Below are 15,298 nucleotides of genomic sequence, written 5' to 3'. Positions count from 1 at the left end.
CACTAGCATTAGCAGCCCAGATCGCCAGATGTTGTTTTGCCCATGTCCCGTCCCCCACGTCCACCTTCCCGCCGCCCCGGCGCGAAGCCATCCTCTTCAGCCCCGCGCCGTGTCGCCAAGGCACCACCGGCCGAGCCGAAGCTGATCCTGTTCAACAAACCGTTCGATGTGCTGACGCAATTCAGCGACGGCGAAGGGCGGGCGACGCTCAAGGATTACATCGACGTTCCGGGCATCTACCCGGCCGGGCGGCTGGACCGCGACAGCGAAGGTTTGCTGCTGCTGACCAACGACGGTCAGTTGCAGGCACGGATCGCCGATCCGAAGCACAAACTGGCGAAAACCTATTGGGTGCAGGTCGAAGGTGTGCCGACGGCCGAGCAGTTGCAGCGTCTGCGTGACGGCGTCGAACTGAATGACGGCATGACCTTGCCCGCTGAAGCGCGGCAACTGGAGGAGCCTGAACTGTGGCCGCGCAATCCGCCGGTACGCTTTCGTGCAACGATTCCGACAACCTGGCTGGAACTGGTGATTCGCGAAGGCCGCAACCGTCAGGTGCGGCGGATGACGGCGGCGGTCGGGCTGCCGACATTGCGGCTGGTGCGGGTCAGGATTGGTGACTGGACGATCGAAGGGCTCGACCAGGGCCAGTGGAAAGAAGTGCCGGCTCGCTTATAGAGCGCCGGATTCGATCAGACCGATCACCACGCTCTTGATGATGAACGCGGCCACGCCGAGGCCCAGCACGAAGAACAGAATGAACGAGCCGAAGCGCCCGGCCTTGGACTTCTTCGCCAGATCCCAGACGATGAAACCCATGAAAATGATCAGGATGCTGACCAGACCGGTCATCATCCACTCTTCAAATACTGCTGGATCCATCGGGCATCTCCGGCGCTGTGCGGCTGAAAGGGCGGCCGGGAGTATACGCCAGCGGCGAACGACGCAGCATTGACCTGCGTCGGTGTGCCGCAGTCATTCGTCGATTTCAGCTACGCAAATGAGTCAGCGGCAGTTCGGTGCTGTTGAGCACCTGATTGAGCACAAAGCTCGAGCGCACGCTGGTCACGCCTTCGATGCGGGTCAGGTGCCCCAGCAGCAGCTTCTGATAATGGTCCATGTCCGGCACCACCACTTTCAACTGATAGTCGGCATCCACCCCGGTGACCAGACTGCATTCCAGCACTTGCGGCAAGGTGCGGATCGCTGCTTCGAAGTTCTCGAAACGCTCCGGCGTGTGCCGGTCCATGCCGATCAGCACGTAGGCGGTCAGGCTCAGGCCGAGCATCTTGCGATCGAGGAGGGCCACCTGACGCGAAATGTATCCGTCGTCCTCCAGTTGCTTGACCCGGCGCGAGCACGGGGAGGGCGACAGACCGATGCGCTCGGCCAGTTCCTGGTTGGAGATGCGGGCGTCGCGCTGCAATTCCGCCAAAATGCTGAGGTCGTAACGGTCGAGTTTGCTCATCAATCGGTCCTTTGTCCTAACTATTGCGGCGGATTATCTATCCAGGGTTAAAAATTGCGCAAGTGATGTTTATTTGAGCAATCTTCGCAATCATCTGTCGCAGCCTCCGGCCTATTCTTATCACCAGAATCACTGCTCGGTAACACAGTCCACGCGGCCCGCCCTATCCGGCCTGCCGCGGCCGCCACCCCCACCGGGGTTGTGCCGGCCCCCGAGCTGCACACTGTCCAGAAGACGGCGTGAGGTGAGCCGACGTCAAAAGCGTCGAGCCAGGACGAAGTTCTCTAAAAGGGAGGCCGACGGGTCTCCCTTTTTTCTTGCCCGCAATTTGGCCTCGCTCGCTCAATAAATAAATGGCGTGACTGATAACCTGTAGCAGAACCCGGTGTGCCCATTCCCGGTCTTAGCTACAAACCCTCTTAATTACAGGGTCCAGCCCGCAGTGAGGAATTTCATGAAGTCGCGTATCTGGCGTCTGGCCAGTGTTGGTGTGCTGTGTGTGAGTGTCTGCGCGCAAGCGCTGGCCGATGAGCCGCAGAATCGCGGCCCTGAAAATGGCGGACGCGAGCGGGAACATCAGGAAAACAATCAGGGCCACGGCGGCAACAATCAGCCGCGCCCGCAGAACAACGAAATCATTCGCGGCGACAACAGCCGCCAGTTCGAGCACAACGGCGAGCAGCACAACAACGGCCAGTGGCAGAACCACGACCAGAACCGTCCGGCCTACAATCCCAATCCGGTTCGCCAACCGCCACCGCCGCCACAACTGCCGGCCAACAGCCTGCCGATCCAGCCACGCCCCGACACCGTGCGCCAGACTCAGGAACCGCGTCAGGGCTATTACCGCGATGAGCGTCCGCAGAATGGCTACCACCAGAACTGGCAGACCGGCAATCGTCCCAACGACAACCGCTGGCCGGGTCGTCCGGACGGGCATGGCAACGGCTGGGGCCCCGGCCCGCAATACCGGCCGGGCCATGTGATCGACCGTTTCCCGGATCGTGACTTCCGCGTGCCATATCGTGGCCAGGATTACTTCTACTCCGGCGGTTACTGGTATCGCCCGCAAGGCCCGCGCTACATCGTGGTTCAGCCGCCACGCGGTATTCGTATCCAGTACCTGCCGGATTACGCCCGTGAAGTGTGGATCGGCGGTTCGCTGTTGTTCCTGGCGGCAGGCTCGTACTACGCCTACCAGGAAGCGACGCAGGATTACGTGGTGGTCGAGCCGCCGGTGCAGCAACCTCCGCAACCGGCGAGCAACGGCTATGACGTCGAAGCGTATCCCGCCAACGGTCAGTCGCCGGAGCAGGTCCAGCAGGACGGCTATCAGTGCTATCAGTACGCGGTGCAGCAAAGCGGTTTCGATCCGCGCACCGCGACCTACCAGCCCGCGCCCGAAGTGGTGCAGGCCTACCGCCAGGCCCAGGGCAATTGCCTGAGCAGTCGCGGTTATCAGGTCAGTTATTGAGCCCTGGCGGCCTTGACCACTTCCTGCGGGTCGGCGTGCACCAGCACTTCGGCCCGTGGGTAGGCGGCATGAATCGCATCCGCCGCCTGATCGCTGATGCCATGGGCGACTGACAGCGTCAGATCCCCCGGCAATTCCAGGTGCAACTGCACGAACCAGTGATTGCCGGAAATTCGTGTGCGCAGATCATGTGCGCCCAAAACGCCCGGCACGCCGCACGCCAGTTCGAGCATGTGCTGACTGACATCCCCCGGCAGTTCTTCATCCATCAGCACCGAAAAACTTTCCCGGGCGATCTGGATCGCGCTCCAAAGAATGTACGCCGCAATCCCCAGGCCGAACCACGCATCCAGTTGAGCGAAACCCAATCCGGCCAACACCAGCGCGATCAGAATGCTGCCGTTGAGCAACATGTCCGAACGGTAATGCAGCGAGTCCGCTCGCACCGCGTTGGAGCCGGTCTGCTTGATCACCCGGTGCTGCAGCATCAACAGCGCCGCCGTCAGCAACAGGGAAAACACGATCACGCCGATGCTCAGCCATGGCGCGCCGAGCGGCTCCGGATTGTTCAAACGCTCATAAGCCTGAAACGCGATCAACACCGCACTGCCGCCAATGAACAGCGCCTGCGCCATGCCCGCCAGGGATTCGGCCTTGCCGTGACCATAACGGTGATCGTCATCCGCCGGGCGCAGCGCGTAATGCACCGCCAGCAGGTTGAGCAACGAAGTGACGCCATCGAGGGCCGAGTCCGTGAGGCCGGCGAGCATGCTCACCGAACCGCTCAGCCACCAGGCGATGGCTTTGGCGATGATCAGCGTACAGGCCACCGCCACCGAGGCGCGGGTCGCCAGCCTTAGCAGGCGGGCGTGTTCGGGGCTGGAGGTCATGGGTGCGTTGATTCCTTATGCGGCAGGTTGCAGGCCGAACATCGCCAGTTGCTGGGTGCTGCCCTTGTGCTGGATCAGCCGTGGGTCGTCCAGCGGTAGATTGCGGCCCAGTTCTGTTTCGAGAATAGCCTGCAACTTGAGGTTATCGACCTGGCCGTCCGGGCCGATGGCTTGCTTGAGCTTGGCCGGATCGACCTGCGCCGTGTGGCCCGGTTCGAAATAGATCGCGCCGGTGGTGAAGTCCACGGCAAACGCGATCACGCCCGGAAGGATATAGAACAGCAGGCCCACGGCATCGAGCACGGCAATCGCCGGGTCGATCTTGCCGTCGATCTGGCCGCGCCGGTCGGGATAGAAAATCGAACCGCACGCGGTGATCTGAGTGAGCAGGGTGGCAACCAGTACACCGCCGATCAGGCGAAAAGGTAAGCGCATGGGAATCTCCTGAGTCATCTATTAACGAAGCGTCATCGTGTGAAGTTAAGACCCTGACGAACGCTCAGCAGTTCGCCGTTATACTCGGCCCGGCAGGGCATGCCCACAGTAAATTGCGGCCCCGTCTCACCCCTATCGAAATACGTTGAGGATTGAAGTTGTTTTCTCCAGATCCATATCGCGTGATGGCTACCGAATCCTTCCGGGGTTCGGCCCTCCGGGCTAAAGCTGTGAGCGCGCCATGCTGCGTTGCGGGACTTGGTAAGGAAACGACCCTTACCTGCGTCCCGCGCCTTGCCTGGCACGCTCACAGCTTTAACGCGACTCGCAATTTACTGTGGGCACGCCCTGGGGAGCCAGTATGAATTCGTTGCCAATCGATGAAGTTTTACCCGCCCTGCGTGAAGCCCTCGCGACACGCCACGAAGCCGTGCTCGAAGCACCGCCCGGCGCTGGTAAAACCACCCGCGTGCCCTTGGCCCTGCTCGATGAAGCGTGGCTGAACGGGCAGACCATTCTCATGCTCGAACCCCGCCGACTGGCCGCGCGTGCAGCCGCAGAACGGCTGGCCAGCGAACTGGGCGAGAAGGTCGGTGAAACTGTCGGTTATCGCATTCGCCTCGACAGCAAGGTCGGCCCCAACACGCGCATCGAAGTGGTCACCGAAGGCATTCTCACCCGGCGTTTGCAGGACGACCCGGCGCTGGAAGGCGTGGGTCTGCTGATCTTCGACGAATTCCACGAACGCAGCCTCGACGCCGATCTGGCGCTGGCGCTCAGTCTGAACGGTCGCGAACTGTTTCGAGCTGAACAACCGCTGAAGATTCTGCTGATGTCCGCCACCCTTGAAGGCGAACGTCTGGCCGGGTTGCTCGACGACGCGCCGATCCTGCGCAGCGAGGGCCGGATGTTCCCGGTGACGATGCGCTGGGGCCGGCCGTTCCAGCCCGGCGAATACATCGATCAACGCGTCACACAAACGGTGCTCGAAGCCCTGCACGACGAAACCGGCAGCCTGTTGGTGTTCCTGCCGGGGCAGGCGGAAATCCGGCGTGTTCATCAGCAATTGGCGGACGCCATCGGTGAGCGCAGCGACGTGTTGCTCTGCCCGTTGCACGGCGAACTCGACCTGAACGCCCAGCGTGCCGCCATCGACCCGGCCCCGGCTGGCCAGCGCAAAGTGGTGCTGGCCACCAACATCGCCGAGACCAGCCTGACCATCAACGGTGTGCGCGTGGTGATCGACGCCGGGCTGGCGCGAGTGCCGCGTTTCGATCCGGGCAGCGGCATGACCCGCCTCGACACCCAACGCATCTCCAGGGCCAGCGCCACTCAGCGCGCGGGCCGGGCCGGGCGTCTGGAACCGGGCGTGTGTTATCGCCTGTGGTCGCAGGATCAGCATGAGCAACTGGCGGCTTATGGCAGTGCGGAAATTCTTTCGGCGGATCTCGCCGGTCTCGCTTTGCAACTCGGGCGTTGGGGCGTGGCGCCGAGTGATCTGATCTGGCTGGACGTACCGCCAGCGGCCGCTTATGCACAGGCGCAGGATTTGTTGCAGCGCCTCGGTGCGCTGGACGGCGAAACTCTCAACCGTCACGGTCAGGCCATGGCCGAACTGCCGGCGCATCCGCGCATCGCGCATTTATTGCTACGCGGTCAGGCGTTGGGGCTGGCGACCATGGCGTGCGACGTCGCTGCGTTGCTCGGCGAGCGGGATATCTTGCGCGGCGCCGGGGCGGATCTGCACAGTCGTCTGGTGCTGCTGTCCGGCGAAGAACGTGCGGCGCGCGGTGCTCAGGGCGGCGTGCAGCGCGCCCGGCAACTGGCGCGGCAATATCGTGGTTATCTGCGCGGTAAGGCGAGTGAACCGGTCGCCGACCCGGATCACCCGCGCTGGCTCGGCGCCTTGCTGGCGCTGGCCTACCCGGACCGCGTCGCCCAGCAGCGGCGCGCCGGTGGTGCCGAATATCGACTGGCCAACGGCCGTGCGGCGTTGTTCGCCGAAGCCGACAGCCTGATGAAAGAACCGTGGATCGTCATTGCCGACTTGGGCAGCCGTCAGGGGCAACGCGAGGAACGGATTTATCTGGCGGCGGATTTTGATCCGGCGCTGTTCGATTCGGTGCTGGCCGAACAGGTACACAACGTCGATCAACTGGACTGGGACGAACGCGAGGGCGTGCTGCGTGCTGAGCGTCAGCGCAAGGTTGGCGAACTGATCCTCAGCCGCGAACCGCTGACCGGTCTCGACGAAAACGCCCGCAGTCAGGCACTGGTCAATCTGGTGCGGCGCAAGGGTCTGGAACTGCTGCCGTGGACCCCGGAGCTGCGCCAATGGCAGGCGCGAGTCGCGTTGCTGCGCCAGCTCGATCTGGACACCAAGGGCGACAGCCAATGGCCGGACGTCAGCGACGCCACACTACTGAAAACCCTTGAAGACTGGCTGATGCCTTATCTGGGCAAGGTCTCGCGGCTCAGCCATTTCGCCAACCTCGACCTGTCGAGCATCGTGCGCAATCTGCTGCCGTGGCCACTGCCGCAACAACTTGACGAACAGGCACCGCATCACCTGAGCGTGCCGTCGGGCTCGTCGATTCGCCTCGACTACAGCGAGCAGCCACCGATTCTCGCCGTGCGTTTGCAGGAGTTGTTCGGCCTCGCCGACACACCGCGCATTGCCGGCGGGCGGCAAGTGGTCAAGTTGCATCTTCTATCGCCAGCACGGCGGCCGGTGCAGGTGACGCAGGATCTGGCCAACTTCTGGCGCAGCACCTATGCGGAAGTGAAGAGGGATTTGAAGGGGCGGTATCCGAAGCATTACTGGCCGGATGATCCGCTGGTGGCTGAAGCCACTGCGCGGGCCAAACCGCGCGGTACGTGAGGTTCAGCGACTGGCCTTGGCGGTCAGCTGCTCCCGGCAATAATCGGCAAACAACTGCGCCGGTTTGGTCAGTTGTCCGCGCTTGAGCCACGCGGCCACCAGGCCTGAGCCGGTGACGTCTTCGACGATGTCGACGCACACGACTTTCTTGCCGTCGTAGGTGCATTCCGAGTGCGGGCGGGTGACCAGGATTGAGAAGCCGAAACCCTGGCCGACCATGCCGCGCACCATTTCGATCGACGGCGAGCTGAACTCGATGCGTGGTGACAGGCCGAGCTCTTCGAACAGGCTGACGAAGTAGGTGCGGCTCGGTTGCACGTCGAGCAGGATCATCGGTTCCAGGCACAAGTCCCGCAGCGAAACCTGCTTGAGCTGGGCGAAGCGGTGATCCGCCGGGAGCAGGGCGTAAGGCCGCTGGGCCGGCATCAAGGGTTCGGTTTCGATGGTGGCGTCGAGGTCGTGCTTGTACAGGATCGCGAGGTCGAAGGTGCCCGAGGTCAGGCCTTGCACCAGTTCCTGTTGTTCGCCGTCGCGGATGCGGATTTTCACCCCCGGATACAGCGCCGAGAAGCCGGCAATCAGTTGTGGCAAGTACAGCGGCGCGACGGTTTCGAAACAGCCGATATCGATCTGCCCGGCCACCACGTTGTTGTCGGCGAGGGCGTTCTGTTCGAACTCCTTGGCCATGCGCAGCAGTTCCTGGGCCTTGCGGAAGAACCGTGCACCGCTCGGCGTCAGGGACACGCCCTGAGCGTGATGGCGGATCAGCAGTTGCACGCCGAAGCTGTCTTCCAGCCCCTTGATCGCCGTGGAAATCGCCGGTTGCGCGATGTACAGCTTGCGCGAGGCTTCGGCGACGCTGCCGCATTCGACGGTGGTGATGAAGTATTTCAACTGACGCAGGTTGTAAGCGGCCACGGTGAACCTCAAAGCGAACGGATTCCACATCCAAGCAATTTGTACGCCGCCGGCCTCCGTTCTGTCGGCGGTTTTTTTGTCCCTGAACAATAGCCCCATACGCGCGCGAGGGGGCTATCGGCTGGTTACCTTTTTTATTGTCTGCGAAGACATTTTTACTGGTTTTAGCTCGCACGGGCCTGAGCGACTATCGACTCCGCACTGTTCTCAAAAGAATAAAAGTCCAAGGAGCAACCACCGTGTTCGAGCTTGCAGACTGGCAGCGCAAGGCCGCTGAATTGAGTTTTCCCGATCAGGCCGTGATCGACGGCAAGTTGCGTTCAGCGCAGTCGGGGCAGACCTTTGCCGCGATCAACCCGGCCACCGGCCAGCTTCTGGCAAACGTCGCCGCGTGCGGTGAAGAAGATGTCGACGCGGCGGTGCGCAATGCGCGGCAGGTATTCGAGGCCGGCACCTGGGCCGGGCGTTCACCGACCGAGCGCAAGCAAGTGCTGCTGCGTCTGGCGGATCTGATTCTGGCCAATCGCGAAGAGCTGGCGCTGCTCGATTCGTTGAACATGGGCAAACCGGTGATGGACGCTTACAACATCGACGTGCCGGGCGCCGCCGGGGTGTTTCGCTGGTACGCCGAAAGCCTCGACAAACTCTACGATCAAGTCGCGCCGAGCGCCTCGAACGTGCTGGCGACCATCACCCGCGAAGCGCTGGGCGTGGTCGCCGCCGTGGTGCCTTGGAACTTCCCGCTGGACATGGCCGCGTGGAAACTCGCCCCGGCGCTGGCGGCGGGCAACTCGGTGATCCTCAAACCCGCCGAGCAATCACCTTTTTCCGCATTGCGTCTGGCCGAACTGGCGCTGGAGGCCGGGCTGCCGGCCGGTGTGTTGAACGTGCTGCCGGGGCTCGGCGAACAAACCGGTAAAGCCCTGGGCCTGCACCCGGATGTCGATTGCCTGGTGTTCACCGGATCGACTCAGGTCGGCAAATATTTCATGCAGTACTCCGCGCAGTCGAACCTCAAACAGGTGTGGCTGGAGTGCGGCGGCAAGAGCGCCAATCTGGTGTTCGCCGACTGCAAGGATCTGGATCTGGCGGCGCAGAAAGCCGCGTTCGGGATCTTCTTCAATCAGGGCGAAGTCTGCTCGGCCAACTCGCGATTGCTGGTGGAGCGCTCGATTCATGATGAGTTCGTCGAGCGACTGAAAGCTCAGGCCGAGCGCTGGCAGCCGGGCGATCCGCTGGATCCGGCGAGTGCGGCCGGGGCGATCGTCGACACCCGTCAGACCGATAGCATTCTGCGCTTCATCCACCAGGCCGAACGCGAAGGCGCGACCCGCGTCTGCGGCGGGCGGCAGCTGAGTTTCAACGGTTCGGCCAACTTCATTAAACCAACGATTTTCACCGACGTGCAGCCGCACATGAGCCTGTTTCGCGAAGAAGTGTTCGGCCCGGTGCTGGCGGTGATTCCGTTCGATGATGAAGCCCACGCCTTGCAACTGGCCAACGACAGCGTCTACGGTCTGGCGGCGTCGCTGTGGACGGATGATCTGCACCGCGCGCATCGGGTGGCGCGGCAATTGCGAGCCGGTACGGTGTCGGTCAACAGCGTCGATGCGCTGGACGTGACCGTGCCGTTCGGCGGCGGCAAGCAATCCGGTTTCGGCCGCGATCTGTCGCTGCACTCGTTCGACAAATACACCCAGTTGAAAACCACCTGGTTTCAACTGCGCTCATGACAGCCGCTCACAACAAAAAAGGAGATCCGGCGATGACCACCTCACGTGAAACCCGCGACTACCAGGCCGCCGATGCAGCGCACCACATTCATGCGTTCGTCGACCAGAAGGCCCTCAACGACGAAGGCCCACGGGTGATGGTACGTGGCGACCGCCTGCACCTGTGGGACAACGACGGTCGGCGTTACCTCGACGGCATGTCCGGGCTGTGGTGCACCAACCTCGGCTACGGGCGCAAGGACCTGAACGCGGCGGCGAGCCGGCAACTGGAGCAGTTGCCGTACTACAACATGTTTTTCCACACCACTCACCCGCAGGTGATCGAGCTCTCCGAGCTGCTGTTCAGCCTGCTGCCGGGGCACTACAGCCACGCGATCTACACCAACTCCGGCTCCGAGGCCAACGAGGTGCTGATCCGAACCGTGCGCCGTTACTGGCAGGTGCTGGGCAAGCCCGAGAAGAAAATCATGATCGGCCGCTGGAACGGCTACCACGGTTCGACCCTCGCGGCGACGGCCCTCGGCGGCATGAAGTTCATGCACGAAATGGGCGGGATGATTCCCGACATCACGCACATCGACGAGCCGTACTTCTTCGCCCACGAAGGCCACCTGACTCCGGCGGAATTCGGCCTGCGGGCGGCACAGCAACTGGAAGCGAAGATCCTCGAACTGGGCGCGGACAAGGTTGCCGGGTTCATTGCCGAACCGTTCCAGGGCGCGGGCGGGATGATCTTTCCGCCGGAAAGCTACTGGCCGGAAATCCAGCGCATCTGCCGCAAATACGATGTGCTGTTGTGTGCCGATGAAGTGATCGGCGGCTTTGGTCGCACGGGTGAATGGTTCGCCCACGAATACTTCGGTTTCGAGCCGGACACTCTGTCCATCGCCAAGGGTTTGACCTCCGGTTATATCCCGATGGGTGGCTTGATCCTGTCGAAGAAAATGGCCGACGTGCTGGTGGAGCAGGGCGGCGTATTCGCCCACGGCCTGACCTATTCCGGGCACCCGGTGGCGGCGGCGGTGGCGATTGCCAACCTCAAGGCATTGCGCGATGAAGGCGTGGTGACGCGGGTCAAGGATGACATCGGGCCGTACCTGCAGCAGTGTCTGCGCGAGGTGTTCGGCAATCACCCGTTGGTGGGCGATATCCAGGGCACGGGCATGGTCGCGGCGCTGCAACTGGCCGAAGACAAGGCGACACGCAAGCGCTTCGCCAACGAGAACGACATCGCCTGGCGCTGCCGCACGATCGGTTTTGAAGAGGGGGTGATCATTCGCTCGACCCTGGGGCGAATGATCATGGCGCCGGCGTTGATTGCCAGCCGTGAAGAGATTGACGAGCTGGTGGGCAAGACGTTGAAAGCGCTGGATCGTACGGCGCAGGAATACGGCCGGCTCTAACTCCCAATATCGTTCCCACGTCGAGGCGTCGAACCGTCTGCGTGGGAACGCCTCAAGGGACGCTCCGCGTTCCAGCTCTCGAATGGGACGCAGAGCGTCCCGGGCTGCATTCCCACGCGGAGCGTGGGAACGATCTCCGCCAGACTTTTCCCAATCTGCACCCACCTCGGGCACCCCCGCCCGACGCGCCCTTTCGCGGTGCGCACTACCCAGTTTTTTCATCGTTCGCGTCTAACTATTTCCTCGTTTTCCTGACGCCAAGCCTGGGTCAACATCGATTTCGCCAGCCAAGGCATTGCCCGCCAGAGTCCAGCAGAGACCGCAGCGTGCAATCGCGACACCACGGCTGGCCGTACTGCCCATGACAACTAAATCAACAGCGTTGGGAGTGCTCCATGAACAAGTCCTTGTTTACCCGTCTTGCATGTCCTCTGGCGATTTCCGCCCTTTCAGTCACCGGCGCCCAGGCCGGCACCTTGTCGATCGGCCACACCACGTGGGTCGGTTACGGCACCCTGTATCTGGCCCAGGATCTGGGCTACTTCAAGGAAAACGGCCTGACCGTCGAATTGCCGGTGGTCGAAGAAGCGTCGATGTACATGGCCGCCCAGGCGTCCGGGCAATTGTCCGGCTCGGCCTCGACCATCGACGAAGTGCTCAAGTACCGCCCGCAGTTCTGCTTCAAGGCCGTGGCCGCGCTGGATGACAGCCATGGCGGCGACGGCGTGCTGGTCGGCAAAAACGTGAAGAGCCTGCAAGAACTCAAGGGCCAGGCCGTGGCCGTCAATGAAGGTTCGACCTCGCAGTTCTGGCTGTCGTACCTGCTGAAAAAGAACGGCATGAGCATGAGTGACATCACCGTGCAGAACATGACCGCCGACGATGCCGCCACGGCGTTCATCGCCGGTCGTGTGCCGGCCGCCGTGACTTGGGAACCGCATCTGTCGATGGTGCGCGACAAGCAGCAGGGCAAGGTGCTGATCGACAGCAGCAGTACGCCGGGGGTGATCGTCGATGTGGTGGCGCTCAACTGCACGGTGATCGAGAAGCAGCCGGAAGACGTCAAGGCGCTGGTCGCCGGTCTCTACAAAGCGGTGCAGTACACCAAGGACCATCCACAGAAAGCCTACGAAATCATGGCCAAGGGCGTCGGCGGTTACCTGTCCGATCCGAAGGAACTGGCTGCCGCCGCGCAAGGCGTGCGCTTCTACGATCAGGCCATGAGCGAGAAGCTGCTGGGCAAACCCGGCGCGCCGGGTGACAGCGCACCGCTGATCAAACTGGCCAACGAAACCGCCAGCGAATTGCAGGGCAAGCCCTACAACGTCAGCAACGACGATCTGGTGGATAACCGTTTCGTCAGCCCGCTCTAGGAGACTGGTCATGTTCAAGCGCAATTCATGGCTGAGCCGCTGCATCACGCCGAAGACCGGATTGCCGGTGCCGGTGGTGTGGAGCGCCAGCGGTCTGGCCTGGGTGTTGCTGGTCGGCCTGTGGGCCGGGTTGTCCTACGGCGGCATCGTGCCGGGGATGTTCCTGCCGACGCCCGGCGCGGTGGTTGAAGCCGCCGTGCGCCTGAGCCGCGACGGCACCCTCGGCCAGCATGTCTGGGCCAGTGTCGAAGTGGTGATGGTGGGCTTCATCGTGTCGTCGCTGGTGGCAGTGCCTCTGGGCTTGCTGATGGGCAGCTTCCGTATCGTCCAGGCGTTCCTCGAACCGCTGGTGAATTTCATCCGTTACCTGCCGGTGACCTCGTTCGTGCCGCTGTTCATCCTGTGGATCGGTATCGGTCTGGAGCAGCGGGTGTCGGTGATCATTTTCGGCGTGTTCTTCCAGCAACTGGTGATGGTCGCGGACGTGTCCAAAGGCATTTCCAAGGATTTGATCAACGCCTCTTACACCCTCGGTTCCAACCGGCGTGACGCGGTGCTGCATGTGATCGCCCCGGCGTCGTTGCCGGGTGTGCTCGACACCTTGCGGGTGACCATGGGCTGGGCCTGGACCTATCTGGTGGTCGCCGAACTGGTCGCCGCATCGAGTGGCCTCGGCTACTTGAGCCTCAAGGCCATGCGCGGCTTTCAGGTGGATGTGATTTTTCTCGCCATCGCGATCATCGGCCTGCTCGGCCTGGTCACCGATCAACTGTTCCGCTTCTTGCGTTTGAGGATTGCCGCATGGGCTCAGTAACCGCTGCCAACCGTCGTTTCATCGAGCCGGTCGCCGCACCGGCACTCGCCGCGCCAAGGTTGCAGGTGGACAAGGTCAGCCTGCGCTACAGCAAACCCGGCGGCGGAACATTCACTGCGCTTGAAGAAGTGTCGTTCGAAGTGCCGGATCAGCAATTCGCGGTGCTGGTCGGGCCGTCGGGCTGCGGCAAGTCGAGCCTGCTGTACCTCACCGCCGGCCTGGCCGAGCCGACGTCCGGCGAGATCTACGTCGGCGGCCAGCAAGTGCAGGGCCCCGGCGCGGATCGCGGGATGGTGTTCCAGAGCTACACGCTGTTCCCGTGGCTGACCGTGCGGCAAAACGTCGAGTTCGGCCTCAAGCGCCGGGGCATGCCGGCGGCGCGGCGCAAGGAGATCGTCGATCACTACGTGCACGAGGTCGGGTTGTCAGGGTTTGCCGACAACTACGCCAAGCAGTTGTCCGGCGGCATGATGCAGCGGGTGGCGATTGCCCGGGCGCTGGCCAACGACCCGCAGATCCTGCTGATGGACGAACCCTTCGGCGCCCTCGACAGCCAGACTCGCCTGCAAATGCAGCAGCTGTTGTTACGGGTGTGGGGCAACAGCAAGAAAACCGTGCTGTTCGTCACTCACGATATCGACGAAGCGATCCTGCTCGGCGACCGGGTGTATGTGATGGGCGCGCGGCCCGGGCGGATCAAGCAGATCCTGGATGTGCCGATCGAACGACCGCGCACGCTGGACATGGTCATGGAGCGCTCGTTCATCGACATGAAACGGCAGATCTTCGGGCTGTTGCACGACGATCTCGAAGAGGCTCACTGAGATCAGTTGGGTGGCAGGAGGAACTTCGCAATCACCGGCAAATGATCGGAAATGCGCAACGTATCGTCCTGCCGCACTGTGGCTTCGACCCGTTTGATCTTCGGGCTGTAGAACAGGTAATCGACCGTGCGGTCCGGGCCGTTGAGACCGGGGTCGTTGGGGTAATGGGTCAGCCACTTGGCGCGGTCGATGCCGCTGGCTTCGTTGTTGGTCGGGATCATCGGGTACTTGTCCCACAACAGATGCAGCGCACTGTCCACGGAGTAGGGCGTGCGCTGTTCGGTGGGCAGGCGCCGGTACTGGCCGAGCGGCAAGAGGTTGAAGTCACCCCCGATCAGCCACGGCGTGCCGTGGCTTTCGTGTTTGTCGAGAACCTTGGCCACCGCCGTCACTTGCGCCTGCAAGGTTTCGTCCGGCTGCATGGCGCGATCCAGATGCGTGTTGAACACCACCAGTTGCCCGCCATCGCTGAACGGCAGGGTGGTGGCGAGCAGGGCGTTTTTCGGCTGGAACTGACGGCTGATGATATTCAGCGGCTGCACCGGCAATTGCAGGCGTTCAGCGTGTTCGATGCGCAAGCGACTGAGCGTTGCGAGTTGCCGGCCGACGCTGCCGAAGACATGCGGATCCGGGACGAAATCGGCCTTCCAGTCGAAGGCATGGGCACTGCACGGGTAGAGGTCGGCGAGGCGTTCCTGCAACAGCTTGAGCTGGTTCTGATAGTCGCTGGCCTTGGCGCCGTCATCCAGTTCCTGCAACAGCACCACGTCGGGCTGTTCGTCGCGGATCACCCGCGCCACTTCATCGAGGCTGAACGCCATGTCTTCCGGGGTGGGTGCTTCGTCGTCGCCTTGCGCCAGGTCATTCCAGAACACGTAACGCTTGCCGGCCAGGTATTGCACGTTCCAGGTCATGACCTTCAGCGCCTGGCCGGGCACCAGCGTCGGCGGCTGCCCGGTGCAACTGACCGGCAGGGTCTCCCGGGCGTCGGGGCGCCAGGTCAGGCTGAAAATCATCACGCCGATCAGGGCAACGGCCAGCAGCACGGAGAGCAGGATGTAGCGCAGTAGACGGGTCATGGCTCG

Annotated in this window: 14 protein-coding genes; 8 read left to right on the top strand and 6 right to left on the bottom strand. The window is 62.6% G+C overall.

Going from position 1 to position 15,298, the window contains the following annotated elements; translation table 11 throughout:
* The first annotated feature begins 42 nt into the window (after window positions 1–42).
* Window positions 43–678, top strand: coding sequence for a pseudouridine synthase (locus AC07N4_RS24740; RefSeq protein WP_096820804.1), 636 nt, complete (start codon window positions 43–45; stop codon window positions 676–678).
* Here the strand turns inward: AC07N4_RS24740 and AC07N4_RS24735 are convergent.
* Both AC07N4_RS24735 and AC07N4_RS24730 read right to left on the bottom strand, forming a co-directional pair.
* Window positions 673–882, bottom strand: a complete 210-nt coding sequence (locus AC07N4_RS24735) for a DUF2788 domain-containing protein (RefSeq protein WP_003228500.1) — start codon at window positions 880–882, stop codon at window positions 673–675. The two genes, AC07N4_RS24740 and AC07N4_RS24735, sit on opposite strands and share 6 nt — an antisense overlap.
* Window positions 883–988: 106 nt before the next feature.
* Window positions 989–1,468: an Lrp/AsnC family transcriptional regulator gene (locus AC07N4_RS24730; protein ID WP_007909658.1), complete on the bottom strand. Its 480-nt coding sequence runs from the start codon at window positions 1,466–1,468 to the stop codon at window positions 989–991.
* A 454-nt stretch (window positions 1,469–1,922) separates the two neighbouring features.
* Here AC07N4_RS24730 and AC07N4_RS24725 point away from each other — a divergent pair, with 454 nt between their 5' ends.
* The gene (locus tag AC07N4_RS24725; RefSeq protein WP_493066456.1) at window positions 1,923–2,942 is read left to right on the top strand and encodes a DUF6515 family protein; all 1,020 of its coding nucleotides are present in this window, start codon (window positions 1,923–1,925) and stop codon (window positions 2,940–2,942) included.
* Here the strand turns inward: AC07N4_RS24725 and AC07N4_RS24720 are convergent.
* Together AC07N4_RS24720 and pmcY are read right to left on the bottom strand one after the other, a co-directional pair.
* Complete coding sequence (locus AC07N4_RS24720) at window positions 2,936–3,832, bottom strand: cation diffusion facilitator family transporter (RefSeq protein ID WP_493066457.1); 897 nt, start codon at window positions 3,830–3,832, stop codon at window positions 2,936–2,938. The two genes, AC07N4_RS24725 and AC07N4_RS24720, sit on opposite strands and share 7 nt — an antisense overlap.
* A 15-nt stretch (window positions 3,833–3,847) precedes the next feature.
* On the bottom strand, window positions 3,848–4,267 hold the full coding sequence (pmcY, locus tag AC07N4_RS24715; protein WP_102620837.1) for a periplasmic Zn2+ metallochaperone PmcY: 420 nt from the start codon (window positions 4,265–4,267) through the stop codon (window positions 3,848–3,850).
* Between the two features lie 361 nt (window positions 4,268–4,628).
* Between pmcY and hrpB the strand changes: the two genes are divergently transcribed.
* Window positions 4,629–7,148 carry an ATP-dependent helicase HrpB gene (hrpB, locus tag AC07N4_RS24710; RefSeq protein ID WP_493066458.1) on the top strand — a complete coding sequence of 840 codons (2,520 nt, stop codon included), beginning with the start codon at window positions 4,629–4,631 and terminating at the stop codon, window positions 7,146–7,148.
* A gap of 3 nt (window positions 7,149–7,151) precedes the next feature.
* On the opposite strand, the gene AC07N4_RS24705 is transcribed toward hrpB, so the two are convergent.
* Window positions 7,152–8,066 carry a LysR family transcriptional regulator gene (locus tag AC07N4_RS24705; RefSeq protein WP_493066459.1) on the bottom strand — a complete coding sequence of 305 codons (915 nt, stop codon included), beginning with the start codon at window positions 8,064–8,066 and terminating at the stop codon, window positions 7,152–7,154.
* 239 nt (window positions 8,067–8,305) lie between these two features.
* Here AC07N4_RS24705 and AC07N4_RS24700 point away from each other — a divergent pair, with 239 nt between their 5' ends.
* From AC07N4_RS24700 to AC07N4_RS24680, 5 genes are all read left to right on the top strand, one after another.
* The gene (locus AC07N4_RS24700; protein WP_493066460.1) at window positions 8,306–9,799 is read left to right on the top strand and encodes an aldehyde dehydrogenase; all 1,494 of its coding nucleotides are present in this window, start codon (window positions 8,306–8,308) and stop codon (window positions 9,797–9,799) included.
* Window positions 9,800–9,831: 32 nt separating this feature from the next.
* Complete coding sequence (locus tag AC07N4_RS24695) at window positions 9,832–11,202, top strand: aspartate aminotransferase family protein (protein ID WP_493066461.1); 1,371 nt, start codon at window positions 9,832–9,834, stop codon at window positions 11,200–11,202.
* Between the two features lie 395 nt (window positions 11,203–11,597).
* The gene (locus AC07N4_RS24690) at window positions 11,598–12,575 is read left to right on the top strand and encodes an ABC transporter substrate-binding protein (protein ID WP_096820810.1); all 978 of its coding nucleotides are present in this window, start codon (window positions 11,598–11,600) and stop codon (window positions 12,573–12,575) included.
* Window positions 12,576–12,585: 10 nt separating this feature from the next.
* The gene (locus AC07N4_RS24685; protein ID WP_085732919.1) at window positions 12,586–13,389 is read left to right on the top strand and encodes an ABC transporter permease; all 804 of its coding nucleotides are present in this window, start codon (window positions 12,586–12,588) and stop codon (window positions 13,387–13,389) included.
* Window positions 13,377–14,213, top strand: coding sequence for an ABC transporter ATP-binding protein (locus AC07N4_RS24680; protein WP_064382153.1), 837 nt, complete (start codon window positions 13,377–13,379; stop codon window positions 14,211–14,213). The genes AC07N4_RS24685 and AC07N4_RS24680 overlap by 13 nt, the downstream gene beginning before the upstream one ends.
* A gap of 2 nt (window positions 14,214–14,215) precedes the next feature.
* On the opposite strand, the gene AC07N4_RS24675 is transcribed toward AC07N4_RS24680, so the two are convergent.
* On the bottom strand, window positions 14,216–15,292 hold the full coding sequence (locus AC07N4_RS24675; RefSeq protein ID WP_096820811.1) for an endonuclease/exonuclease/phosphatase family protein: 1,077 nt from the start codon (window positions 15,290–15,292) through the stop codon (window positions 14,216–14,218).
* Between the last annotated feature and the right edge of the window lie 6 nt (window positions 15,293–15,298).

The sequence above is a fragment of the Pseudomonas sp. GW821-FHT09E04 genome (assembly GCF_059416185.1).
The sequence above is the reverse complement of the archived record's forward strand: the minus strand, read 5'-3'. Positions and strand labels throughout refer to the sequence as shown.

Coding starts and splice junctions, on each gene's coding strand:
- AC07N4_RS24740 (WP_096820804.1), top strand. CDS start 43: ATGTCCCGTCCCCCACGTCCACCTTCCCGCCGCCCCGGCGCGAAGCCA.
- AC07N4_RS24735 (WP_003228500.1), bottom strand. CDS start 882: ATGGATCCAGCAGTATTTGAAGAGTGGATGATGACCGGTCTGGTCAGC.
- AC07N4_RS24730 (WP_007909658.1), bottom strand. CDS start 1,468: ATGAGCAAACTCGACCGTTACGACCTCAGCATTTTGGCGGAATTGCAG.
- AC07N4_RS24725 (WP_493066456.1), top strand. CDS start 1,923: ATGAAGTCGCGTATCTGGCGTCTGGCCAGTGTTGGTGTGCTGTGTGTG.
- AC07N4_RS24720 (WP_493066457.1), bottom strand. CDS start 3,832: ATGACCTCCAGCCCCGAACACGCCCGCCTGCTAAGGCTGGCGACCCGC.
- pmcY (WP_102620837.1), bottom strand. CDS start 4,267: ATGCGCTTACCTTTTCGCCTGATCGGCGGTGTACTGGTTGCCACCCTG.
- hrpB (WP_493066458.1), top strand. CDS start 4,629: ATGAATTCGTTGCCAATCGATGAAGTTTTACCCGCCCTGCGTGAAGCC.
- AC07N4_RS24695 (WP_493066461.1), top strand. CDS start 9,832: ATGACCACCTCACGTGAAACCCGCGACTACCAGGCCGCCGATGCAGCG.
- AC07N4_RS24690 (WP_096820810.1), top strand. CDS start 11,598: ATGAACAAGTCCTTGTTTACCCGTCTTGCATGTCCTCTGGCGATTTCC.
- AC07N4_RS24685 (WP_085732919.1), top strand. CDS start 12,586: ATGTTCAAGCGCAATTCATGGCTGAGCCGCTGCATCACGCCGAAGACC.
- AC07N4_RS24680 (WP_064382153.1), top strand. CDS start 13,377: ATGGGCTCAGTAACCGCTGCCAACCGTCGTTTCATCGAGCCGGTCGCC.
- AC07N4_RS24675 (WP_096820811.1), bottom strand. CDS start 15,292: ATGACCCGTCTACTGCGCTACATCCTGCTCTCCGTGCTGCTGGCCGTT.